General features: G+C 60.7%; 25 protein-coding genes. 12 read left to right on the top strand and 13 right to left on the bottom strand.

The window, feature by feature from the left end:
• Window positions 1–63: 63 nt before the first annotated feature.
• Complete coding sequence (locus tag FW796_RS04015; protein ID WP_446439044.1) at window positions 64–2,169, top strand: TonB-dependent siderophore receptor; 2,106 nt, start codon at window positions 64–66, stop codon at window positions 2,167–2,169.
• 12 nt (window positions 2,170–2,181) lie between these two features.
• Entirely contained in the window at window positions 2,182–2,910 is a 729-nt protein-coding gene (locus FW796_RS04020) for a DUF4198 domain-containing protein (protein WP_404938237.1), read from the top strand.
• Window positions 2,911–3,006: 96 nt separating this feature from the next.
• Here the strand turns inward: FW796_RS04020 and hisC are convergent, their stop codons facing one another.
• The 10 genes from hisC to FW796_RS04070 all read right to left on the bottom strand — a co-directional run bounded on the left by hisC (window position 3,007) and on the right by FW796_RS04070 (window position 10,992).
• Window positions 3,007–4,059, bottom strand: coding sequence for a histidinol-phosphate transaminase (gene hisC / locus FW796_RS04025; protein ID WP_446439045.1), 1,053 nt, complete (start codon window positions 4,057–4,059; stop codon window positions 3,007–3,009).
• Window positions 4,060–4,061: 2 nt separating this feature from the next.
• On the bottom strand, window positions 4,062–5,390 hold the full coding sequence (gene hisD / locus FW796_RS04030) for a histidinol dehydrogenase (protein WP_011059283.1): 1,329 nt from the start codon (window positions 5,388–5,390) through the stop codon (window positions 4,062–4,064).
• A gap of 154 nt (window positions 5,391–5,544) precedes the next feature.
• Window positions 5,545–6,180, bottom strand: coding sequence for an ATP phosphoribosyltransferase (gene hisG, locus FW796_RS04035; protein WP_011059282.1), 636 nt, complete (start codon window positions 6,178–6,180; stop codon window positions 5,545–5,547).
• A gap of 126 nt (window positions 6,181–6,306) precedes the next feature.
• A complete protein-coding gene (murA, locus tag FW796_RS04040) occupies window positions 6,307–7,572 on the bottom strand; it encodes a UDP-N-acetylglucosamine 1-carboxyvinyltransferase (protein WP_102861160.1) in 1,266 nt (421 codons plus the stop codon).
• A 22-nt stretch (window positions 7,573–7,594) separates the two neighbouring features.
• A complete protein-coding gene (locus FW796_RS04045) occupies window positions 7,595–7,834 on the bottom strand; it encodes a BolA family protein (RefSeq protein ID WP_011059280.1) in 240 nt (79 codons plus the stop codon).
• A gap of 117 nt (window positions 7,835–7,951) precedes the next feature.
• Window positions 7,952–8,257, bottom strand: coding sequence for an STAS domain-containing protein (locus tag FW796_RS04050; RefSeq protein ID WP_346633618.1), 306 nt, complete (start codon window positions 8,255–8,257; stop codon window positions 7,952–7,954).
• Window positions 8,254–8,907: an MlaC/ttg2D family ABC transporter substrate-binding protein gene (locus FW796_RS04055; RefSeq protein ID WP_346633619.1), complete on the bottom strand. Its 654-nt coding sequence runs from the start codon at window positions 8,905–8,907 to the stop codon at window positions 8,254–8,256. Before FW796_RS04055 ends, FW796_RS04050 begins: the two co-directional genes overlap by 4 nt.
• Before the next feature lie 11 nt (window positions 8,908–8,918).
• A complete protein-coding gene (gene mlaD / locus FW796_RS04060) occupies window positions 8,919–9,386 on the bottom strand; it encodes an outer membrane lipid asymmetry maintenance protein MlaD (protein ID WP_011059277.1) in 468 nt (155 codons plus the stop codon).
• Window positions 9,386–10,183 (bottom strand): lipid asymmetry maintenance ABC transporter permease subunit MlaE, encoded by a 798-nt coding sequence (mlaE, locus tag FW796_RS04065; protein ID WP_123727472.1) that lies wholly within the window; start codon window positions 10,181–10,183, stop codon window positions 9,386–9,388. Before mlaE ends, mlaD begins: the two co-directional genes overlap by 1 nt.
• Window positions 10,183–10,992: an ATP-binding cassette domain-containing protein gene (locus FW796_RS04070; protein ID WP_123727471.1), complete on the bottom strand. Its 810-nt coding sequence runs from the start codon at window positions 10,990–10,992 to the stop codon at window positions 10,183–10,185. Before FW796_RS04070 ends, mlaE begins: the two co-directional genes overlap by 1 nt.
• Before the next feature lie 264 nt (window positions 10,993–11,256).
• On the opposite strand from FW796_RS04070, the gene FW796_RS04075 reads away from it, so the two are divergent.
• The 10 genes from FW796_RS04075 to FW796_RS04120 all read left to right on the top strand — a co-directional run bounded on the left by FW796_RS04075 (window position 11,257) and on the right by FW796_RS04120 (window position 18,327).
• On the top strand, window positions 11,257–12,231 hold the full coding sequence (locus FW796_RS04075; RefSeq protein ID WP_346633620.1) for a KpsF/GutQ family sugar-phosphate isomerase: 975 nt from the start codon (window positions 11,257–11,259) through the stop codon (window positions 12,229–12,231).
• The gene (locus FW796_RS04080; protein WP_346633621.1) at window positions 12,231–12,755 is read left to right on the top strand and encodes a KdsC family phosphatase; all 525 of its coding nucleotides are present in this window, start codon (window positions 12,231–12,233) and stop codon (window positions 12,753–12,755) included. The genes FW796_RS04075 and FW796_RS04080 overlap by 1 nt, the downstream gene beginning before the upstream one ends.
• A 9-nt stretch (window positions 12,756–12,764) precedes the next feature.
• The gene (lptC, locus tag FW796_RS04085; protein ID WP_346633622.1) at window positions 12,765–13,337 is read left to right on the top strand and encodes an LPS export ABC transporter periplasmic protein LptC; all 573 of its coding nucleotides are present in this window, start codon (window positions 12,765–12,767) and stop codon (window positions 13,335–13,337) included.
• A complete protein-coding gene (gene lptA, locus FW796_RS04090) occupies window positions 13,324–13,869 on the top strand; it encodes a lipopolysaccharide transport periplasmic protein LptA (protein ID WP_123727467.1) in 546 nt (181 codons plus the stop codon). Before lptC ends, lptA begins: the two co-directional genes overlap by 14 nt.
• A complete protein-coding gene (gene lptB, locus FW796_RS04095; protein ID WP_011059270.1) occupies window positions 13,869–14,594 on the top strand; it encodes an LPS export ABC transporter ATP-binding protein in 726 nt (241 codons plus the stop codon). Before lptA ends, lptB begins: the two co-directional genes overlap by 1 nt.
• 182 nt (window positions 14,595–14,776) lie before the next feature.
• Window positions 14,777–16,270, top strand: coding sequence for an RNA polymerase factor sigma-54 (locus tag FW796_RS04100; RefSeq protein WP_102861151.1), 1,494 nt, complete (start codon window positions 14,777–14,779; stop codon window positions 16,268–16,270).
• Window positions 16,271–16,395: 125 nt separating this feature from the next.
• Entirely contained in the window at window positions 16,396–16,701 is a 306-nt protein-coding gene (gene hpf, locus FW796_RS04105) for a ribosome hibernation-promoting factor, HPF/YfiA family (RefSeq protein WP_016966642.1), read from the top strand.
• Window positions 16,702–16,713: 12 nt separating this feature from the next.
• Complete coding sequence (gene ptsN, locus FW796_RS04110) at window positions 16,714–17,178, top strand: PTS IIA-like nitrogen regulatory protein PtsN (protein ID WP_011059267.1); 465 nt, start codon at window positions 16,714–16,716, stop codon at window positions 17,176–17,178.
• A 2-nt stretch (window positions 17,179–17,180) separates the two neighbouring features.
• On the top strand, window positions 17,181–18,038 hold the full coding sequence (rapZ, locus tag FW796_RS04115; RefSeq protein WP_011059266.1) for an RNase adapter RapZ: 858 nt from the start codon (window positions 17,181–17,183) through the stop codon (window positions 18,036–18,038).
• A gap of 16 nt (window positions 18,039–18,054) precedes the next feature.
• On the top strand, window positions 18,055–18,327 hold the full coding sequence (locus FW796_RS04120; protein WP_041115979.1) for an HPr family phosphocarrier protein: 273 nt from the start codon (window positions 18,055–18,057) through the stop codon (window positions 18,325–18,327).
• Between the two features lie 29 nt (window positions 18,328–18,356).
• Here FW796_RS04120 and FW796_RS04125 read toward each other — a convergent pair whose 3' ends face one another.
• Genes FW796_RS04125 through FW796_RS04135 form a run of 3 tightly spaced genes read right to left on the bottom strand, consistent with a single transcriptional unit; the run spans window position 18,357 to window position 20,346 of the window.
• Window positions 18,357–19,250 (bottom strand): ZIP family metal transporter, encoded by an 894-nt coding sequence (locus tag FW796_RS04125; RefSeq protein WP_213664737.1) that lies wholly within the window; start codon window positions 19,248–19,250, stop codon window positions 18,357–18,359.
• A 33-nt stretch (window positions 19,251–19,283) separates the two neighbouring features.
• Window positions 19,284–19,895, bottom strand: coding sequence for a superoxide dismutase (locus FW796_RS04130; protein WP_404938235.1), 612 nt, complete (start codon window positions 19,893–19,895; stop codon window positions 19,284–19,286).
• 1 nt (window position 19,896) lies between these two features.
• Window positions 19,897–20,346, bottom strand: coding sequence for a hypothetical protein (locus tag FW796_RS04135; RefSeq protein WP_404938234.1), 450 nt, complete (start codon window positions 20,344–20,346; stop codon window positions 19,897–19,899).
• Between the last annotated feature and the right edge of the window lie 17 nt (window positions 20,347–20,363).

Genomic DNA, 20,363 nt, shown 5'->3' on the forward strand with positions numbered 1-20,363 from the left:
CTAACAGCATACATTCTCATTGGTCATGTTATATTGTTTCAATATTGCTATTGGAACAGCCCGATGACGTCCCGAAAAATCCTCCCCCTGGCAGGCCTGACCCTAGGCCTGCTGGCAGACCCCCTGCTCGCCGAAGAACCGCAGTCGCTGGAACTTGAAACCACGCGCATCACCACCGAATACGAATCGGCCACCGGCCCGGTCAGAGGCTATCGTGCCACTCGCTCGGCCAGCGCCACCAAGACCGACACAGCCATTCGTGACATCCCGCAATCCATCAGCGTGATCCCCGCCAGCGTGCTCAAGGACCTGGGCAGCAGCAATGTCGAACGGGCCCTGGAGTTTGCTGGCGGAGTCTCCAAGCAGAACAACTTCGGCGGGCTGACCCTATATGAGTACAGCATCCGTGGTTTCACCACCTCGGAGTTCTATAAGGACGGTTTCAGCGCCAACCGCGGTTATCCCAGCACCCCGGATGCCGCCAATATCGAGCGCATCGAAGTACTCAAAGGCCCGGCGGCCAGCCTCTACGGCCGAGGCGATCCCGGCGGCACGGTGAACATCGTCACCAAGAAACCCCAGCCCGAGCCTTTCGCCACCCTGCAGTCCAGCGCCGGCAGCTGGGATCGCTACCGCACCTCTCTGGACCTCAATACTCCACTGGATGACCAGGGCAACCTGCTGTCCCGGGTGAACCTGGCAGTCGAGGACAACCATAGCTTCCGCGATCACGTGGACAGCCGCCGGGTGTTCGTCGCCCCTTCCTTCAGTTGGCAACTGAACCCGGACACCAGCCTGCTGGTGGAGAGCGAATTCGTGCGTCACAGCTCGACCTTCGACCGCGGCATCGTCGCGCCCAACAACCGCTGGAGCGGCGTCTCGCGCTCGACCTTCCTCGGTGAACCCAGCGACGGCAACATCGACAACCACAACAACATGCTCCAGGCCGCCCTGGAACATCACCTCAACGACAGCTGGAAGCTGCGCCTGGCCAGCCACTACAAGGAAGGCAAGTTGTGGGGCTTTGCCTCGGAAACCCGCCCGCTGAATGCCAACCAGCACACAGTCAACCGGCGCTACCGCGAGCGCGATAACAACTGGCACGACAGCATCACCCAACTGGAACTGCGCGGCCTGTTCGACATCGGCAGTTGGCAGCACGAGCTGCTGATCGGCAGCGAATATGAGAACTACCGCAAGAACGAGCGGGTCACCAGCATTGCCGGCGGCGCCTATGCCGTCGATATCTACGACCCAATCTACGGTCAGGCCAAGCCCAACGGCAAACGCTCCGGCACGGACTTTTTCGAGCATGTCGAAAGCCAGGCCCTCAACCTGCAGGACCAGATCATCTTCACTGACCGCCTGCGCGGCATGATCGGCGCCCGCTTTGAACACTTCGAGCAAAAGATCGACGACCACACCACCGGCAAGCGCAGCCGCCAGACTCACGACGCCCTGACCCAGCGCGCCGGCCTGCTGTATCAACTGACTCCGCAGTTGGGGCTGTTCGCCAACGCCTCCACCTCGTTCAAGCCCAACAACGGGCTGGATGCGGCAGGCAAGTCGTTCAAGCCCGAGGAAGGCGTCGGTTATGAAGTGGGGATCAAGAGCGAGCTGTTCGACGAACGCCTGAGTGCGACCCTCGCCGCCTTCCATATCGACAAGGAAAACGTCCTGGCCCTGGACCCCGGCACCGACGCCAGCCGCGCCATGGGCAAGGCCCGCAGCCAGGGCTTCGATGCGCAAGTGACCGGCCAGTTGACCGACGCGGTTCGGGTGATCGGTGCCTATGCGCTGATCGATGCCGAGGTCACCAAGGGCGATCGGGCGATCCCTGCCGGCAGCCGCATACTCGGCGTGGCCAAGCACAGTGGCAGCCTGCTGGGCGTCTATGAGTTCCAGGACGGCCGGTTCAAAGGCTCGGACGTCGGCGCCGCCCTGACCTACGTCGGCGATCGCTCGGGCGAGGCCGGAGGCAGCTTCGAGTTGCCGGCCTACCGCACCCTGGACCTGCTGGCTCACTACAAGGCCAGCGATAACCTGACCCTGGGCCTGAACCTGAACAACCTGTTCGACGAGAAGTACTACGAGCGCTCCTACAGCAACTACTGGGTCAACCCCGGCGAGCCGCGCAACTTCACCGTCAGCCTGACACTCAACCTGTAGCCGGAAATCGCCATGCACAACCTCAAATCAATCGCCCTGCTGGGCCTGCTCGCTACGCTGGGTACAACCCAGGCCTGGGCCCACGGTCTGTGGACCGAACAGCGCCGCGGCAATATCGAAGTGGTCTACGGCCACGGTGCCGAAGACGACGCCTTCAAGGCCAAGAAGGTCAGCGGTGCCTGGGCCTACGACGGCGCGGCCAGAATGATTCCGGTGAGCGTGCAACGCCTGGCCGACCACGCGCGCCTGCAACCACTCAAACCACCGGCGGCCCTGGCCGTGGCACTGGATAACGGTCCGTGGTCGCAGACGGCGGACAAGCGCTGGATCAACCAGGGGCGCAGTAAAGTCCCGGGGGCTATCGCCTCGACCCACACCTTCAAGTACAGCCTGGCGATCTATCAGCCGGGGGCGAAGCTGCCCAAACTGGAACAGCTCAAACTGCTGATTCTGCCGGAAGTCGACCCGCTGACCGTGGGCCAGGGCAACAGCCTGCCGGTGCGGGTACTGCTGGATGGGCAGCCCGTGGCCGGGGTCAAGTTGATTGGAGACTACCGCAATGCACCGAGCACCCTGAGCACCGAAACCGATGCCCAGGGACGCGCTCAAGTGTTGGTGAGAAATGAAGGCCTGAACGTGATCGCTGCCGAGCTTGAAGTGCCGCTCAAGGACAACCCGGATGTGGCGTCACGCGGACTGTTCAGCTCCCTGACCTTCCTCGGCGAACCGCACCACGAATGAGGGCAGCCGGGGGCTGCAGCAACAAGCGGCAAGTTTGTGGCTGCAAGCGAGAAGCTCCAAGCATTTGCTCTGGGCTTCTAGCTTGCAGCTTGCGGCTTAGAGCTGCCCCAATCCGTCGATCAGCGCCTGATTCTGCTCCGGCGTGCCGATGCTGATCCGCAGGAATTGGGCGATCCGTTCCTGCTTGAAGTGACGCACGATCACCCCCTGCTCCCGCAGCTTGGCGGCAAGACCTGCTGCGTCGTGCTGCGGGTGGCGGGCAAAGATGAAGTTGGCTGCCGATGGCAGCACTTCGAAGCCCTTGGCCTGCAACTGCGCGATCACCCACTCACGGCTGTCGATCACCAGTTGGCAGGTCTGGGTGAAGTACTCGCGATCCTCGAAGGCCGCTGCTGCGCCAACAATGGCCAGACGATCCAGAGGGTAGGAGTTGAAGCTGTTCTTGATCCGCTCCAGGGCCTCGATCAGATCCGGGTGCCCCACCGCCAGGCCCACCCGCAAGCCAGCCAGGGAACGGGATTTGGACAGAGTCTGGGTCACCAGCAGGTTTGGGTAGCGGTCCACCAGACTGATGGCGGTCTGGCCACCGAAGTCGATATAGGCCTCGTCCACGACCACCACCGAATCCGGGCTGGCCTGGAGGATCTGCTCCACTGCGTCCAGGGCCAGCAGACAGCCGGTGGGCGCGTTCGGGTTGGGGAAGATGATCCCGCCATTGGGTTTGGCATAGTCAGCGACGCAGATCTGGAACTGCGGGTCCAGCGGCACCGCTTCGAAGTCGATGCCGTACAGGCCGCAGTAGACCGGGTAGAAGCTGTAGCTGATGTCCGGGAACAGCAACGGCTTATCCTGCTGCAGCAAGCCATGGAAAATGTGCGCCAGGACTTCGTCGGAACCGTTGCCGAGGAATACCTGGTTGCCCTGCACCCCGTAATAGCTGGCCACCGCCTGTTTGAGCAGGTCACTGTTGGGATCGGGGTACAGGCGCAGGTTGTCATTGAGCTCAGCCTGCATCGCCGCCAGGGCCTTGGGCGACGGGCCATAGGGGTTTTCGTTGGTGTTGAGCTTGACCAGTTTGGTCAGCTTGGGTTGTTCGCCCGGCACGTAGGGCACCAGGTTCTTGACGAACGGACTCCAGAATTTGCTCATGTTCATTGCCCCTGGTCTTGGTCATCGACGATGCGGTATTCGGCGCTGCGGGCGTGGGCAGTCAGCGACTCGCCACGGGCCAGCACCGAGGCGGTTCGGCCCAGCTCGGACGCGCCCTGCTCGGAGCAGAAGATGATCGACGAGCGTTTCTGGAAGTCATACACCCCCAGCGGTGAAGAGAAGCGCGCAGTGCCGGAGGTTGGCAGCACGTGGTTCGGCCCGGCGCAGTAATCCCCCAGCGCTTCGCTGGTGTGGCGGCCCATGAAGATCGCCCCGGCGTGGCGGATCTGCGGCAGCCAGGCTTGCGGGTCGGCCACGGACAACTCCAGGTGCTCGGGGGCAATGCGGTTGGCCACTTCAATGGCCTGCTGCATGTCACGAACCTTGATCAGGGCGCCACGGCCATTGATCGAGGTGTTGATGATTTCCGCGCGCTCCATGGTCGGCAGCAGTTTGGCGATGCTCGCCGCCACCTTGTCGAGGAACTCGGCGTCCGGGCTGACCAGGATCGCCTGGGCGTCTTCGTCGTGCTCGGCCTGGGAAAACAGGTCCATGGCGATCCAGTCCGGATCGGTCTGGCCATCGCAGACCACGAGGATCTCCGACGGGCCGGCGATCATGTCGATGCCGACCTGGCCGAACACGTGGCGCTTGGCGGTAGCCACATAGATGTTGCCCGGGCCGACGACCTTGTCCACCTGGGGCACGCTTTCGGTGCCATAGGCCAGCGCGGCCACAGCCTGGGCGCCGCCGATGGTGAACACCCGGTCGACTCCGGCGATGCAGGCGGCGGCCAGCACCAGTTCGTTGACTTCACCACGGGGGGTCGGCACCACCATCACCACCTCGGTGACACCCGCGACCTTGGCCGGAATCGCGTTCATCAGCACCGACGACGGGTAGGAGGCCTTGCCCCCCGGCACATACAGGCCGGCGCGGTCCAGCGGCGTGACCTTCTGGCCCAGCACCGTGCCGTCGGCCTCGGTGTAGGTCCAGGAGTCCTGCTTCTGTTTCTCGTGATAGCTGCGCACCCGCGCCGCGGCCTTTTCCAGGGCTTCGCGCTGAGCCACGGTGATCCGGGTCAGGGCCAGTTCCAGACGCTCGCGAGGCAGGATCAGGTCTGCCATGGAAGCCACTTGCAGGCCGTCGAAGCGCTGAGTGAACTCCACCAGCGCCGCATCGCCGCGCTCACGCACGGCCTTGATGATATCCAGCACCCGCTGATTGACCGAATCGTCAGAGACACTTTCCCAGCTCAGCAGATGATCCAGATGACGGGCGAAATCCGGGTCGGCAGCGTTGAGTCGGCGAATTGCAGTCGGAGCGGTCATAGCGAAGGCCTCAATGATTGGCGAGTGCACAAAAGGGCAAGCTTGGATTTGCAAAGCTCAGGCGCCGCAAGACTACCAAGCCATCCGCGTGGGCACCTGAGCATTCTGGCTATGACGCGGATAGATGGGCGCGGCTCAAGGCCACGCATGTGAATCAGCCGCGGTGTCGCGATTCCACTGCCTTGCGCAGGGTATCGATCAACGCCTGGATACGGGCGTGCTGCATCTTCATGGAAGCTTTGTTGACCACCAGGCGGGAGCTGATGGTGGCAATCAGTTCCTGAGGCTCCAGACCATTGGCCCGCAGGGTGTTTCCGGTGTCGACCACGTCGATGATCTTGTCTGCCAGACCGATCAGCGGTGCCAGCTCCATCGAGCCGTAAAGCTTGATGATGTCTACCTGACGGCCCTGCTCGGCGTAGTAACGCTTGGCCACATTGACGAACTTGGTGGCCACACGCAGGCGGCCCTTGGGTTCTGCGGCGCCAATAGCACCGGCAGTCATCAGCTTGCACTGGGCAATCTGCAGGTCCAGCGGTTCGTACAGGCCCTGGCCGGTGTACTCCATCAGGACGTCCTTGCCGGCCACCCCGAGGTCGGCAGCGCCATGCTCGACATAGGTCGGCACGTCAGTGGCACGTACGATCAGCAGGCGAACGTCGTCCTGGGTCGTGGGGATGATCAGTTTGCGGCTCTTGTCCGGATTCTCGGTTGGCACGATGCCCGCTTCAGCCAGAAGCGGCAACGTGTCGTCGAGGATACGGCCCTTGGACAGTGCGATGGTCAACATGAGTAACGTAAGTCCTTATGCGGCGACTGATGCCCGGACGCAAACGGCGCCAGACATGCGTCGAGCCTGAAGACAGGCTCGACGTGGAACAGATTCGACTGTGGGCACCTCCTTGTGCCCATGCAACTAGCCCGGTACGCGGCGGATCTTGGCGCCGAGCATCTGCAGCTTCTCTTCGATGCACTCATAACCACGGTCGATGTGGTAGATGCGATCGATCAGGGTGTCGCCTTCGGCCATCAGGGCCGAGATCACCAGGCTGGCCGAGGCCCGCAGGTCGGTGGCCATGACTGGCGCGCCCTTGAGGATCTCGGTACCAGTGACGATGGCAGTATTGCCTTCGACCTGGATCTTGGCGCCCATGCGGTGCAGTTCATAAACATGCATGAAGCGGTTTTCGAAGATGGTCTCGATCACCGCGCCAGTGCCTTCGGCAATCGCGTTCAGGGAAATGAACTGCGCCTGCATGTCGGTCGGGAACGCTGGGTACGGAGCGGTACGCACGTTGACCGCCTTGGGGCGCTTGCCGTGCATGTTGAGTTCGATCCAGTCGCTGCCGGTGGTAACTTCAGCGCCCGCTTCCTTGAGTTTTTCCAGAACAGCTTCAAGGATGGTCGGATCGGTGTCCTTGACCTTGACCCGGCCGCCGGTGACGGCTGCAGCCACCAGGTAGGTGCCGGTTTCGATACGGTCAGGCATCACTTTGTAGATCGCCGAATGTAGACGCTCGACGCCATCGATGGTGATGGTATCGGTGCCGGCACCGGAAATCTTCGCGCCCATGGCGATCAGGAAGTTCGCCAGGTCGACGACTTCAGGTTCGCGGGCGGCGTTCTGCAGCACGCTGCGGCCCTTGGCCAAGGCGGCGGCCATCATGATGTTTTCGGTACCGGTCACGCTCACGGTATCGAAGAAGAAGTTCGCGCCACGCAGGCCGCCTTCAGGCGCCTTGGCCTTGATGTAGCCGCCCTCAACGTCGATCACTGCGCCCATGGCTTCCAGGCCACGGATGTGCAGGTCTACCGGACGCGAACCGATGGCGCAACCGCCAGGCAGGGCCACTTCGGCTTCGCCGAAACGGGCAACCATCGGGCCCAGTACCAGGATCGAGGCGCGCATGGTTTTCACCAGCTCGTACGGCGCCACCAGGGTCTTGATGGTGCGCGGATCGATTTCGACGCTCAGTTTCTCGTCGATCACCGGCTCGATGCCCATGCGACCGAACAGCTCGATCATGGTGGTGATGTCGTGCAGGTGCGGAAGGTTGGCCACGGTGACCGGGCCATCGCACAGCAGGGTTGCCGCCAGAATCGGCAGCGCGGAGTTCTTGGCCCCGGAAATGCGGATCTCGCCATCAAGGCGAACGCCGCCGGTAATAATCAATTTATCCATAACAGTCTCGACGCCCTTGGGCTCAGGTGCGCTCGGCCCAGGCCGCGCGGCTGAAAAATTTCATAGTGATCGCGTGGATGCTGCCATCGGCAATCCATGGATTCAAATGGGCATAGATGCTTTGCTGACGCTTCACCGGGCTCAAGGCCGACAGTTCGTCGCTAATCACGTTCAGCTGAAAGTTGCAGCCTTCGCCCTCAACTTCTACCTGAGCTCCGGGCAGCTTTCCCTCAAGAAAGCTCTTCACTTCGTTGGCCTGCATGCTCAACCTCAATCGGCGCCCTGTGCGCGCGGGTCGGACATCATACAAAAAAGCCCCGCGCCTGCGAACCCCGCATAGCAGGACTCTGACGGGGGGCTTCTATATAGATGTGGGTTACTACGGATGGAGGAGGATCTCGGTGACCCCGGATACTTCGGCAATTTCCCGCATGTCCTCGGGCAAGGCACGCACACTCACCGCCTTGCCGAGGTCCTGGGCATCACGCATGAAGGCCAGCAACAGGGCCAGGCCGACACTGCTGGACTTTTCCACTGCCGAGCAATCCAGCACCAATGCCGCAGCCGGGCTCGACTTGATCAATGCCTGGCCCTGCTTGCGCAGACCCGGGCCGCTGCGGTAATCCAGCACACCGCTGATCAGCAACTCCCCGGCGTCCCCGAGGCGTACGGCGGACTCGCTCATTGCGCAGCCTTATGTGCGGCGTCTTCGGTGACTTCCTTGGCCTTGGCCACTTCGCCGGCCCAGCCGTCGATGGTCTTGTCCAGGTTGTTGCCGTTACGCTGCATGGCGTCGGCGAACTGATCACGGAACAGCTTGCCGATATTGATGCCGTTAATGATCACGTTGCGCACTTTCCACTCGTCGTTGATCTTCTCCAGGGTGTAGGACACCGGGTAGATCGCGCCGTTGTTGCCTTTGACCTGCATATCCACGCTGGTACGGGTACCGCTTTCATCCTTGGCAGGAGAAACCGTGATGCCCTGGTTGTTGTACTCCAGCAAGGCATTGCCGTAGAACTGCATCAGGCTGCGCTTGAAGTTTTCCTGGAAGCGCGTCATCTGCTCCGGGGTTGCCTTGCGCGAATACTTCACGGTCATGATGCTGCGAGAGATGCCATCGGCGTCCACCACCGGCCCGACAATACCGTTCAAGGCGTTGTAGAAGTCGTTCGGGCTTTGCTTGTACTTCTCTTTATTGGCCGCCAGGTCCGCCAGCAGACGAGTGGTCGTGTCCTGCACCAGATCATGCGCGGAAGGCGTGCTTGCCGCATTGGCCAGCAACGGCAGGGCCGCCAGCAAGACCAACAAGCCACGTCGCAAGATAGAGATCATCGAAAAACTCCTCATTTGGCGTCTTTGCTAACGGTATTGAGCAGGAATTTACCGATCAGGTCCTCCAGCACCAGCGACGACTGGGTGTCGTGGATGGTTCCACCATCCTTGAGCAAGGCTTCTTCCCCGCCCACGCTGATACCGATGTATTTCTCACCCAACAGGCCAGCAGTCAGGATAGATGCAGTGGAGTCGGTCGGCAGATTATCCACACGTTTTTCCAGTTGCATCGTCACCCGGCCGGTGAAGCTGTCACGGTCCAGATCGATCGCCGTGACCTTGCCGATGGTCACACCGGCCATGGTCACCTTAGCTCTGACCGTCAAACCGGCGATATTGTCGAAGTAGGCGTAAAGTTTATAGGTATCGGTGCTCGCAGTCGGAGACAAGCCACTGACCCGCAGGGCAAGCAACAGCAAAGCCAGGATGCCGGCCAGCAGGAAAAGGCCGACACCGATTTCCAGGGTGCGGTTTTGCATCAGAAATCTCCAAACATCAAGGCGGTCAGAATAAAGTCCAAGCCGAGTACGGCCAACGAGGCATACACCACGGTCTTGGTAGTGGCACGGCTGATCCCCTCTGAAGTGGGCTCACAGTCGTAGCCTTGGAATACGGCGATCCAGGTCACTACAAACGCAAAAACAATACTTTTGATCACACCGTTGAGCACGTCACCACTGAAGGTCACGCTGTTCTGCATGTTCGCCCAGTAGGAACCGTCATAGACGCCCAGCCAGTCGACAGCCACCCAGGAACCGCCCCAGATACCCACCACGCTGAAAATCATCGCCAGCAACGGCAGGGATATGAAGCCCGCCCACAGGCGTGGCGCAATGATGTACTTGAGCGGGTCGACCCCGATCATCTCCAGGCTGGAGAGTTGCTCGGTGGACTTCATGTTGCCGATTTCCGCGGTCAGCGCCGAACCGGCACGACCGGCAAACAGCAACGCAGTCACCACCGGCCCCAACTCCCGCAGCAAGGTCAGGGCAACCATTTGCCCGACGGCCTGCTCCGAACCGTAGCTGGAGAGAATATTGAAGCCCTGCAGCGCCAGCACCATGCCGATGAAAATCCCGGACACGACGATGATCACCAGAGACATCACGCCCACGGAGTGCAGCTGTTTGACCAGCAGGCCAAAGCTGCCGCCAATGCCGCCACGCCCCAGCAGCGCATGAAACAGGAACAGCGTGGAACGCCCCAGTACCGCCAGGACATCGATGCCTGAACGACCGAAGAGGCGAATCCTCTCGATTAACGATATTTTGCGCATCAGCGCTTCCCCAGGAGATCTGCGCGGTAATCCGTCGCTGGAAAGTGAAACGGCACCGGGCCGTCGGGATCGCCCTTCATGAATTGACGGATACGCGGATTGTCGGAGTCCATCAGTTCGTCAGGAGTTCCCTGCCCCAGTACCTGGCCATCACCTACTACATAGAGGTAATCGGCAATGCTCGCGGTTTCCGCAAGATCATGGGAAACCAGGATGCTGGTAATGCCCAGGGCATCGTTGAGCAAACGGATCAGGCGCACCAATACGCCCATGGCGATGGGGTCCTGGCCAACGAAGGGCTCGTCATACATGAGGATTTGCGGATCCAGGGCAATGGCACGAGCCAGAGCAACACGGCGCTTCATGCCGCCGGACAGCTCGTCAGGCATCAGGTCCACTGCGCCGCGCAGGCCCACGGCCTGCAGCTTGAGCAGGACAATGTCACGGATCATTTCGTCCGGCAGTTGGGTATGCACACGTAGCGGAAAGGCTACGTTCTCGAACACGTCCAGGTCGGTGAACAGCGCGCCGCTCTGGAACAGAACGCCCATTTGCTTGCGCGCATCGAACAGATCACTGCGCGAGAGGGTCGGCAGATTCTGGCCGTTGACCCACACTTCGCCGCTGCTGGGCCGCAACTGCATGCCCATCAAGCGCAACAGGGTGGTTTTTCCGCAGCCTGAAGGCCCCATGATGCCGGTGACCTTGCCCCGCGGAATACGGATATCCACGTTATTGAAAATGCTGCGCGTACCGCGCTTGAAGGACAATCCCTTCAGCTCGACCGCGTAGGCGTTATCGGCACTCATCTAAACTCCTTGCGATGCAGCCTATCACTCGGACGCTTGGCTCCCTGCCGGGAGTACGTGCCCCTGGGCAGGCCGAACTGGCGGCGAACTATATCACTGCTGATACGGAGCCCCCAAGGCCGAAGCCGTGAACGTTCAGGTCCAAGACAGGCATAATCGGATGAATCCCAATACCAGCCGGATAAAGGCTGACGAACTTGCGTGAGGGATTTGTTCATTACCGCTATAATCGCCGCCTTTTCATCGGGCTATACGATTTCAGACATGAGCCAATCCAGCGACCTGATTCAGTCAGCACAACGCACCATCCGCCTCGAACTTCAGGCAGTAGAAGGCTTGCTGCCCCATATCGACGCAGATTTCGTACGCGCTTGCGAGATGATTCTGGCCAGCAAAGGCCGAGTGGTAGTGGTCGGCATGGGCAAATCCGGGCACATCGGCAACAAGATCGCCGCCACCCTGGCCAGCACCGGCACCACGGCTTTCTTTGTCCACCCGGCCGAAGCCAGTCATGGCGACATGGGCATGATCACTCGCGACGACGTGATCCTGGCCCTCTCCAACTCCGGCTCCACCAACGAAATCGTCACCCTGCTGCCCTTGATCAAGCGTCTGGGCATCCAGTTGATCAGCCTTACCGGCAACCCTGAGTCGCCGCTGGCCAAGGCCGCGGACGTCAACCTCAATGTGCATGTCGAGCATGAGGCCTGCCCGCTGAACCTGGCCCCTACCTCCTCTACCACAGCTGCCTTGGTGATGGGCGATGCCCTGGCCGTGGCCCTGCTGGAAGCCCGCGGCTTCACCGCCGAAGACTTCGCCTTCTCCCATCCGGGAGGTGCCCTGGGCCGCCGCCTGCTGCTCAAGGTAGAGAATGTGATGCACGAAGGCACTGAGCTGCCGCAGGTGCAACGGGGCACCCTACTCAAGGACGCGCTCATGGAGATGACCCGCAAGGGCCTGGGCATGACCGTGATCCTGGAGGCCGATGGCCGCCTGGCCGGGATCTTCACCGACGGCGACCTGCGCCGCACCCTGGATCGTGCCATCGATATCCATCACGCCACCATCGACTCGGTCATGACCCCTCACGGCAAGACTGCACGTGCCGATATGCTGGCAGCCGAAGCACTGAAGATCATGGAAGACCATAAAATCAGCGCCCTGGTGGTGGTGAACAAGGAAGACCGTCCGATCGGCGCCTTGAACATGCACGATCTGCTGCGCGCGGGAGTGATGTAATGAGTACCGACCTGCTGCAACGCGGTAAAAACATCAAGCTGGCGGTTTTCGACGTCGACGGCGTACTGACCGACGGTCGCCTGTACTTCCTTGAAGACGGCAGCGAGTTCAAGACCTTCAATACCCTCGACGGCCAGGGCATCAAGATGCTCATGGCCGCCGGAGTGCAGACAGCGATCATCAGCGGGCGCAAGACTCCAGTAGTGGAACGCCGGGCCAAGAACCTGGGGATCCCCCACCTGTACCAGGGTCGTGAAGACAAGCTGGTGGTGCTGGACGAACTTCTTGCCCAACTGGGCCTAAGCTATGAACAGGTCGCCTATCTGGGCGACGACCTGCCCGACCTGCCGGTGATCCGCCGTGTCGGTCTGGGCATGGCGGTGGCCAACGCAGCCGGCTTTGTCCGCGAGCACGCCCACGGCACCACCGTAGCCCGCGGCGGCGAAGGCGCTGCCCGGGAGTTCTGCGAGCTGATCCTGCAAGCCCAGGACCGCCTTGAAGCAGCCAACGCCGCTTACCTATAGAGCCCACCCATGCTGAGTAAAAAGATTCGCAACATCCTGATATTCGGGATCATCGCCCTGCTGTTCGCGGCGGTCGGTTACTGGAACATCAGCCCAGAGCGCTTCCTCGACAAGCCGGTAGTGCAGGTCGACGAGAACGCCATCGACTATTACGTGATCAACGCCCGCAGCGTGCAGTACCTGCCTGACGGCAAGCTGCAGTACGAAATGACCTCGGACAAAGTGGAGCACGTCAAGGCCAGCGAAGTGACGCTGCTGACCAAACCGGACCTGCAGATGTACCGCGGCACCACTTTCCCCTGGCACGTCCAGAGCGAGCGAGGCGAAGTCAATCCGGACGGCACCGAGGTCGAACTGATCGATTCGGTACGGGTTTCCCGCACCGATGAGCACAACCGCAACCTGCTGATCACCACCAGCCGCATGACAGTATTCCCGCAGAAGCAATATGCGCAGACCGAGCAAGCCGTTAGAATCGACGGCGCCGGCGGCGTGACTACGGCCAAGGGAATGAAAGCGTATTTGAAAGACGGCAGGATGAACCTGCTATCGAACGTAAGAGGACAGTATGAGGCTCGTTAAAACCCTCCCTATTTTGCTCAGTCTGGGCGCAGCACTGGGAAGCGTGAGCGCCTGGGCTCTGCCGAACGATAGCCAACAGCCGATCCGCATCCAGGCCGACGACGCCCAGTTGGACGACAAGAACGGCGTGGCCACCTACAAGGGCGATGTGATCATCACCCAGGGTTCGATGAAGATCACCGGCAACACCGTGACCATCACCCGAGCCAAGAGCGGCGAAATCGACGTAGTGACGTCGGTGGGCAACCTCGCCTACTTCGAGCAGTTGCAGAAGCAGACCGACCCGAAACCGGTTCAGGCCTACGCTGTGACCATCCAGTACCACGCTCAGCAGAATCGCATCGTGCTGATCGACAAGGCCAAGGTCATCAACGACGGCAACACCACCGAAGGCGAGAAGATCGTCTACGACACCGTCAAGCAAGTGGCTAACGCCGGTCGCGCCAATGGCAGCTCGGTCACCGCACCACGTCCGCGGATCGACATGGTCATCCAGCCGAAAAAGAAAACCGACGAGCAAAAGGCCCAGTAATGGCAACTCTGAAAGCTCAGCACCTGGCCAAGAGCTACAAGAGCCGCCAGGTCGTGCGTGATGTCAGCCTGTCCATCGACAGCGGCCAGATCGTCGGCCTGCTCGGCCCCAACGGCGCCGGCAAGACCACCTGCTTCTACATGATCGTCGGCCTGGTCCAGGCCGATCAGGGCCGCGTCCTGATCGACGACCTGGATGTCAGCCACCAACCGATGCACGGTCGCGCTCGCGCCGGCATCGGCTACCTGCCCCAGGAAGCTTCGATCTTCCGCAAGCTGTCGGTGGCCGACAACATCATGGCCATCCTCGAGACCCGCAAGGAACTCGACAAGGCCGGCCGTCGCCAGGAACTGGAAAGCCTGCTGCAGGAATTCCACATCAATCACATCCGCGACAACCTTGGCATGAGCCTGTCCGGTGGTGAACGCCGCCGCGTGGAAATCGCCCGCGCCCTGGCCACTGCCCCCAAGTTCATCCTGCTGGACGAACCCTTTGCCGGCGTGGACCCGATCTCGGTCGGCGATATCAAGCAGATCATCCACCACCTGAAGGCCAAGGGCATTGGGGTGCTGATCACCGACCACAACGTCCGCGAAACCCTGGACATCTGTGAAACCGCCTATATCGTCAATGACGGGCAACTGATCGCCGAAGGCGACTCCGAGACCATCCTGGCCAACGAACTGGTCAAGGAAGTCTACCTGGGCCATGAGTTCCGCCTGTAAAGGCTGAGGTGTCGGGCTAGATGCCAGAGCGCCAGGAACAATAAATCCCTACAAATTTTATTGTTACAGCGCTCTAGGCAAACACTTCAGTTTCAGGCATATAATTTGCTTATGTTTGGCGCTCCGGCGCCCTGTAGTGGATGGCGCATGTGCGCCGGCAAATAAGGTGTTAAGCCCCTGCCATGAAACCATCGCTAGTCCTGAGAATGGGCCAGCAGCTGACGATGACACCGCAGCTGCAACAGGCCATCCGCCTGCTCCAATTGTCGACCCTGGACCTGCAACAGGAAATCCAGGAAGCCCTGGAGTCCAACCCGATGCTCGAACGCCAGGAAGATGGCGAAGACTTCGACAACAGCGACCCCTTGGCCGACAACACAGAGTCCAAACCCAACACCGAGATCCAGGAACCCTCCTACCAGGAAACCGCCCCCACGGTGGATAACCTCGAGGAAGGCGAATGGAACGAACGCATCCCCAACGAACTGCCGGTGGACACCGCCTGGGAAGACGTCTACCAGACCAGCGCCAGCAGCCTGCCCAGCAGCGATGACGATGAGTGGGACTTCACCACTCGCACATCGGCCGGCGAGAGCCTGCAAAGCCACCTGCTCTGGCAACTGAACCTGGCGCCGATGTCGGATACCGACCGCCTGATCGCCGTGACCCTGATCGATTGCATCAACAATCAGGGCTACCTGGACGAGACCCTTGAAGAAATTCTCGAGGCCTTCGATCCGGAATTGGACATCGAACTGGACGAGATCGAAGCCGTCCTGCACCGCATCCAGCAATTCGAGCCGGCCGGCATCGGCGCCCGCAACCTGGGCGAATGCCTCCTGCTGCAACTGCGCCAACTGCCAGCGAAAACTCCCTGGCTGAGCGAAGCCCAGCGCCTGGTCAGTGACTACATCGACCTCCTGGGCAGTCGCGACTACAGCCAGCTGATGCGCCGCATGAAGCTCAAGGAAGACGAACTGCGTCAGGTCATCGAACTGGTGCAGAGCCTCAACCCGCGCCCGGGCTCACAGATCGAATCCAGCGAAGCCGAATACGTGGTCCCGGACGTCATCGTGCGCAAGGACAACGAGCGCTGGCTGGTGGAATTGAATCAGGAGTCCGTGCCACGCCTGCGGGTCAACGCACAGTACGCCGGCTTTGTTCGCCGCGCCGACACCAGTGCCGACAACACCTTCATGCGCAATCAGTTGCAGGAAGCTCGCTGGTTCATCAAGAGCCTGCAGAGCCGCAACGAAACCCTGATGAAAGTCGCCACTCAGATCGTCGAGCACCAACGGGGCTTCCTGGAGTACGGCGATGAAGCCATGAAACCTCTGGTTCTGCACGACATCGCCGAAGCTGTGGGCATGCACGAATCGACCATTTCCCGTGTGACCACGCAAAAATTCATGCATACCCCCCGGGGCATATATGAACTGAAATACTTTTTCTCCAGCCACGTCAGCACCTCCGAAGGCGGCGAATGCTCGTCCACGGCGATCCGCGCGATCATCAAAAAACTGGTGGCTGCGGAAAATCAGAAAAAGCCGTTGAGTGACAGCAAGATCGCTGGTTTACTGGAGGCACAAGGCATTCAGGTAGCCCGTCGTACCGTCGCCAAGTACCGCGAATCCCTTGGGATCGCGCCTTCCAGCGAACGGAAGCGGTTGATGTAGCCGCCGGGCTGGCCACAGCGTTTCAGAGTGTGTTTGAAACAGGTCGAAAGTCGGTTTCAAACGCGGTCTAGGTGGCAGGCAACCCAGCCTGCCGCGTTATGCACTGGCAACGAAGGAGAAGCTGTATGCAAGTCAACATCAGTGGACACCAACTCGAAGTGACTGAACCTCTGCGCGCTTACATCGGCGAGAAACTCGACCGGCTGGAGCGGCACTTCGACAAGATTACCAATGTGCAGGTCACCATGGCTGTAGAGAAGCTGAAGCAGAAAATCGAAGCCACCCTGCACATCCACGGTGGGGAGGTCGTCGCCAATGCAGAACATGACGATATGTATGCCGCAATTGACCTGCTCACGGACAAGCTTGACCGCCAACTGAAAAAGCATAAGGAAAAGCAACTCCACCTTCTCCAAGGCACGGGTCGCTAACACTCCCCTCCCATGATCCGACTTGAAAGCATCCTGACCCCCGGCCGTTCCTTGGTGAACGTGCCGGGCGGCAGTAAAAAACGCGCCCTCGAACAAATTGCCAACCTGATCAGCCGCGAAGTGCCTGATCTGGAGATGCAGGATGTCTTCGAGAGCCTGATCGCCCGTGAAAAACTCGGTTCCACCGGTTTTGGCAACGGCATCGCCATTCCCCACTGCCGCCTCAAAGGCTGCGAGTCGCCTATCAGTGCGCTGATGCACCTGGACGCTCCAATCGACTTCGACGCCATCGACGGTGCCCCTGTGGATCTGCTGTTCGTCCTCCTGGTTCCGGAAGCCGCTACCGACGCACACCTGGAACTGCTCCGGCAGATCGCCAGCATGCTCGATCGCAAGGAAGTCCGTGACCGACTGCGCAGTGCCACCAGCAATGAAGCCTTGTATCAGGTTGTCCTGGACGAGCAAAACGGTCAGTAATCATGCGCTTGATCATTGTCAGCGGCCGCTCCGGCTCAGGTAAAAGCACCGCCCTCGATGTTCTTGAGGACCACGGCTACTACTGCATCGACAACCTTCCCGCCGGCTTGCTGCCCGAGCTGGCCGAGCGCGCGTTGATTCACACGGAACTGGCACAACCTCTGGTGGCGGTTTCCATCGACGCCCGAAACCTGCCCAGCCATCTGTCGCGCTTCCCCGAGTTGCTGGAAGAAGTACGCAGCCGGCATATCCAGTGCGACGTGCTCTATCTGGACGCCGACGAGGAAACCCTGCTCAAGCGCTTCTCGGAAACCCGGCGGCGTCACCCGCTGAGCAGTGCCAATCGCTCGCTGGCCGAAGCCATCCACGATGAAACCCAGCTGCTGGGCCCCATCGTCGATCTGGCCGACCTCAAGGTCAACACCACCAATCTGAACCTCTACCAACTGCGGGACACCATCAAGCTGCGCCTGCTGAACCAACCCGAACCCGGGACTGCGTTCCTGGTGGAGTCTTTCGGTTTCAAGCGCGGCATGCCGGTGGACGCCGATCTGGTATTCGACGTGCGCTGCCTGCCCAATCCGTATTGGAAGCCCGAACTACGCGCCCAATCCGGGCTGGACGCACCTGTGGCCGAATACCTGGCCGCACAGCCCGATGTCGAGGAAATGTTCCAGGACATCTCCAGCTATCTGCTCAAGTGGCTGCCACGTTTCGCTGCCAGCAATCGCGCTTATGTAACCATTGCCATTGGTTGCACCGGCGGGCACCACCGCTCCGTGTACCTGACCGAGCGCCTGGGCCAGGTCCTGCAAAAATCCCTGAAGAACGTCCAGGTTCGCCACCGCGACCTTAGCTGAAAGGATCTACCCCGCGATGCCAGCTCTGGAAATCGAAATCATCAACAAACTGGGCCTGCATGCCCGTGCCTCAGCCAAATTCGTCGGCGTAGCGGGGCAGTTCCCCTGCCAGATCCGCGCCGGCAGGAGCCCGGAATCCATGGTGGACGGCAAAAGCATCATGGCCATGATGATGCTCGCCGCAGGCAAGGGCACCAAGATTCATCTGAAGACCGAAGGCGAGCAGGAACAGGAAGCGCTGAATGCGCTGGTGGCATTGATCAACAACTACTTCGACGAGGGCGAGTAAGCCCCTCCGGGCCACTCGCCAAGCGCCCCTCAGGCGAGCGCCGTATCCATCACCATCATCAGGCAAAAGCCGATGCACAAGCCGAGGCTGGCGAGCTTTTCGTGACCATTGCGACGGGACTCGGGAATCACTTCGTGAGTCACCACCAGCAACATGGCTCCCGCCGCCAGGGCCAACCCCAGCGGCAGCAGCACCTGCGCCAGACTCACCAACCAGGCACAGAGCAAGGCAAAGACCGGCTCCACCAAACCTGAAGCGGCGCCAATCAGGAATGCCCTGACCCGCGACATCCCCGCCCCCGCCAGCACCAGTGCGATCACCAGTCCCTCCGGCACATCCTGCAGGGCAATCCCCATGGCCAGGCTGTCCGCATCTGCCATGCCGCCCCCTGCCGACACCCCCACCGCCATGCCTTCCGGAATGTTGTGGGCAATGATGGCGAAGACAAACAGCCAGATGCGTGGCGCAATCACCGGATGTTCCGCCGTGCCGACCAGGACTTCGGGGCTCGCGCCCGAGACCTTGCGATCCACCAGGAACAAACCAAAGGCACCCAGCATGATGCCGGCGCAAACCAGGCCACTGGAGCCCCAGGCAGACAAACCCAAGTCTTGAGCGGCGGCAATACCGGGAACGATCAGCGAAAACGCCGTCGCCGCCAGCATCACCCCAGCGCCAAAACCCAGCAACGTATCGCTCACGGCCATCGGCATTCTGCGGATCACCAGCACCGGGACCGCCCCTAGTGCCGTGCCCAATGCGCAGATCGAGCCACCCTGCAAGGCGCGCAACAACCTTGGTTCCAGATTCAGCCAGCTCAGCCCTTGAGCCACCAGCAACGCGGTCCCCGCCAACAGCAACAGCGAACCGAAGGCATAACGAAACATCCGTCCGCTGCTGATCGCCAGTGTTTCAGTGCCCATAATCGGCCTTAGATCTTGTTATGAATGGAGGTATCAGGCCATCGCGGCCTGATAGCGTTGCGCGACTTCCGGCCAATTGATCACGTTGTAGAACGCATTGATGTATTCCGGCCGACGGTTCTGATAACGCAGGTAGTAGGCGTGCTCCCACACGTCCAGACCGAGAATCGGCGTGTTGCCATTCATCAGCGGGCTGTCCTGGTTACCGCTGCTTTCCACCACCAGTTTTTTCTCCGGAGTCACGCTGAGCCAGGCCCAGCCACTGCCGAAGCGGGTCAGCGCAGCCTTGGTGAACGCCTCCTTGAAGCTCTCGAAACCACCCAGTTGCTGCTCGATTGCCTGACCCAGGGCACCCTCGGGCTTACCGCCACCTGCTGGGGTCATGACCGCCCAGAACAGCGAATGGTTAGCGTGGCCTCCCCCTTGGTTGATCACCGCGGCCCGAAGTTTTTCCGGCAGTTGCTGGACACTGGCCACCAGTTTCTCGACTTCCCAGCTCGCCCATTCAGTGCCCTCTACAGCGGCATTGAGATTGTTGATGTAGGTCTGGTGGTGCTTGCTGTAGTGAATCTCCATGGTTTGCGCATCGATGTGCGGTTCCAGCGCGTCATAGGCATAAGGCAGTGCAGGCAAGGTAAAGGACATATCAATGGGCTCCGTAAGAGGGGCTGTCGGCTAGCGGGCTGTCGGCTGACAGGCCCGCGACGTTGCTGTCCAGCAAACGATGAGTACGGGGGTACTCACCGTGATCACCGATGAAATTCAGCAGTTCGACGTAGGTCTTGCTGCTCTGGCGCAAAGCCGCTTCGCGCAAGGCAGGGCTGAGGCGGTTGTCCTGCATGGTTTGCAGCAAGCGCTGATGGATCGCGCAGAGGTACTCCGCGCTCTCCTCCGGTTGGTTCAGGCGCAAATGCAGGTCTGCCAGGTTGTGATGGGAAATCACACAGGCTGCCACCGCCTCGTCGGCATCCCCCCAGCGCTCGAACAACACCTGGGCCAAGGCCAATGCCTGCAGGTAGAACTCGCGAGCGTCCACCAGTTCGCCCTGCATAAAGAGACGATTGGCCCTTTCGATCGTGCGTTTCCAGTGCTCCATGGTGAGCCTCCAAAGCG

This window comes from Pseudomonas sp. 910_21 (assembly GCF_052850735.1).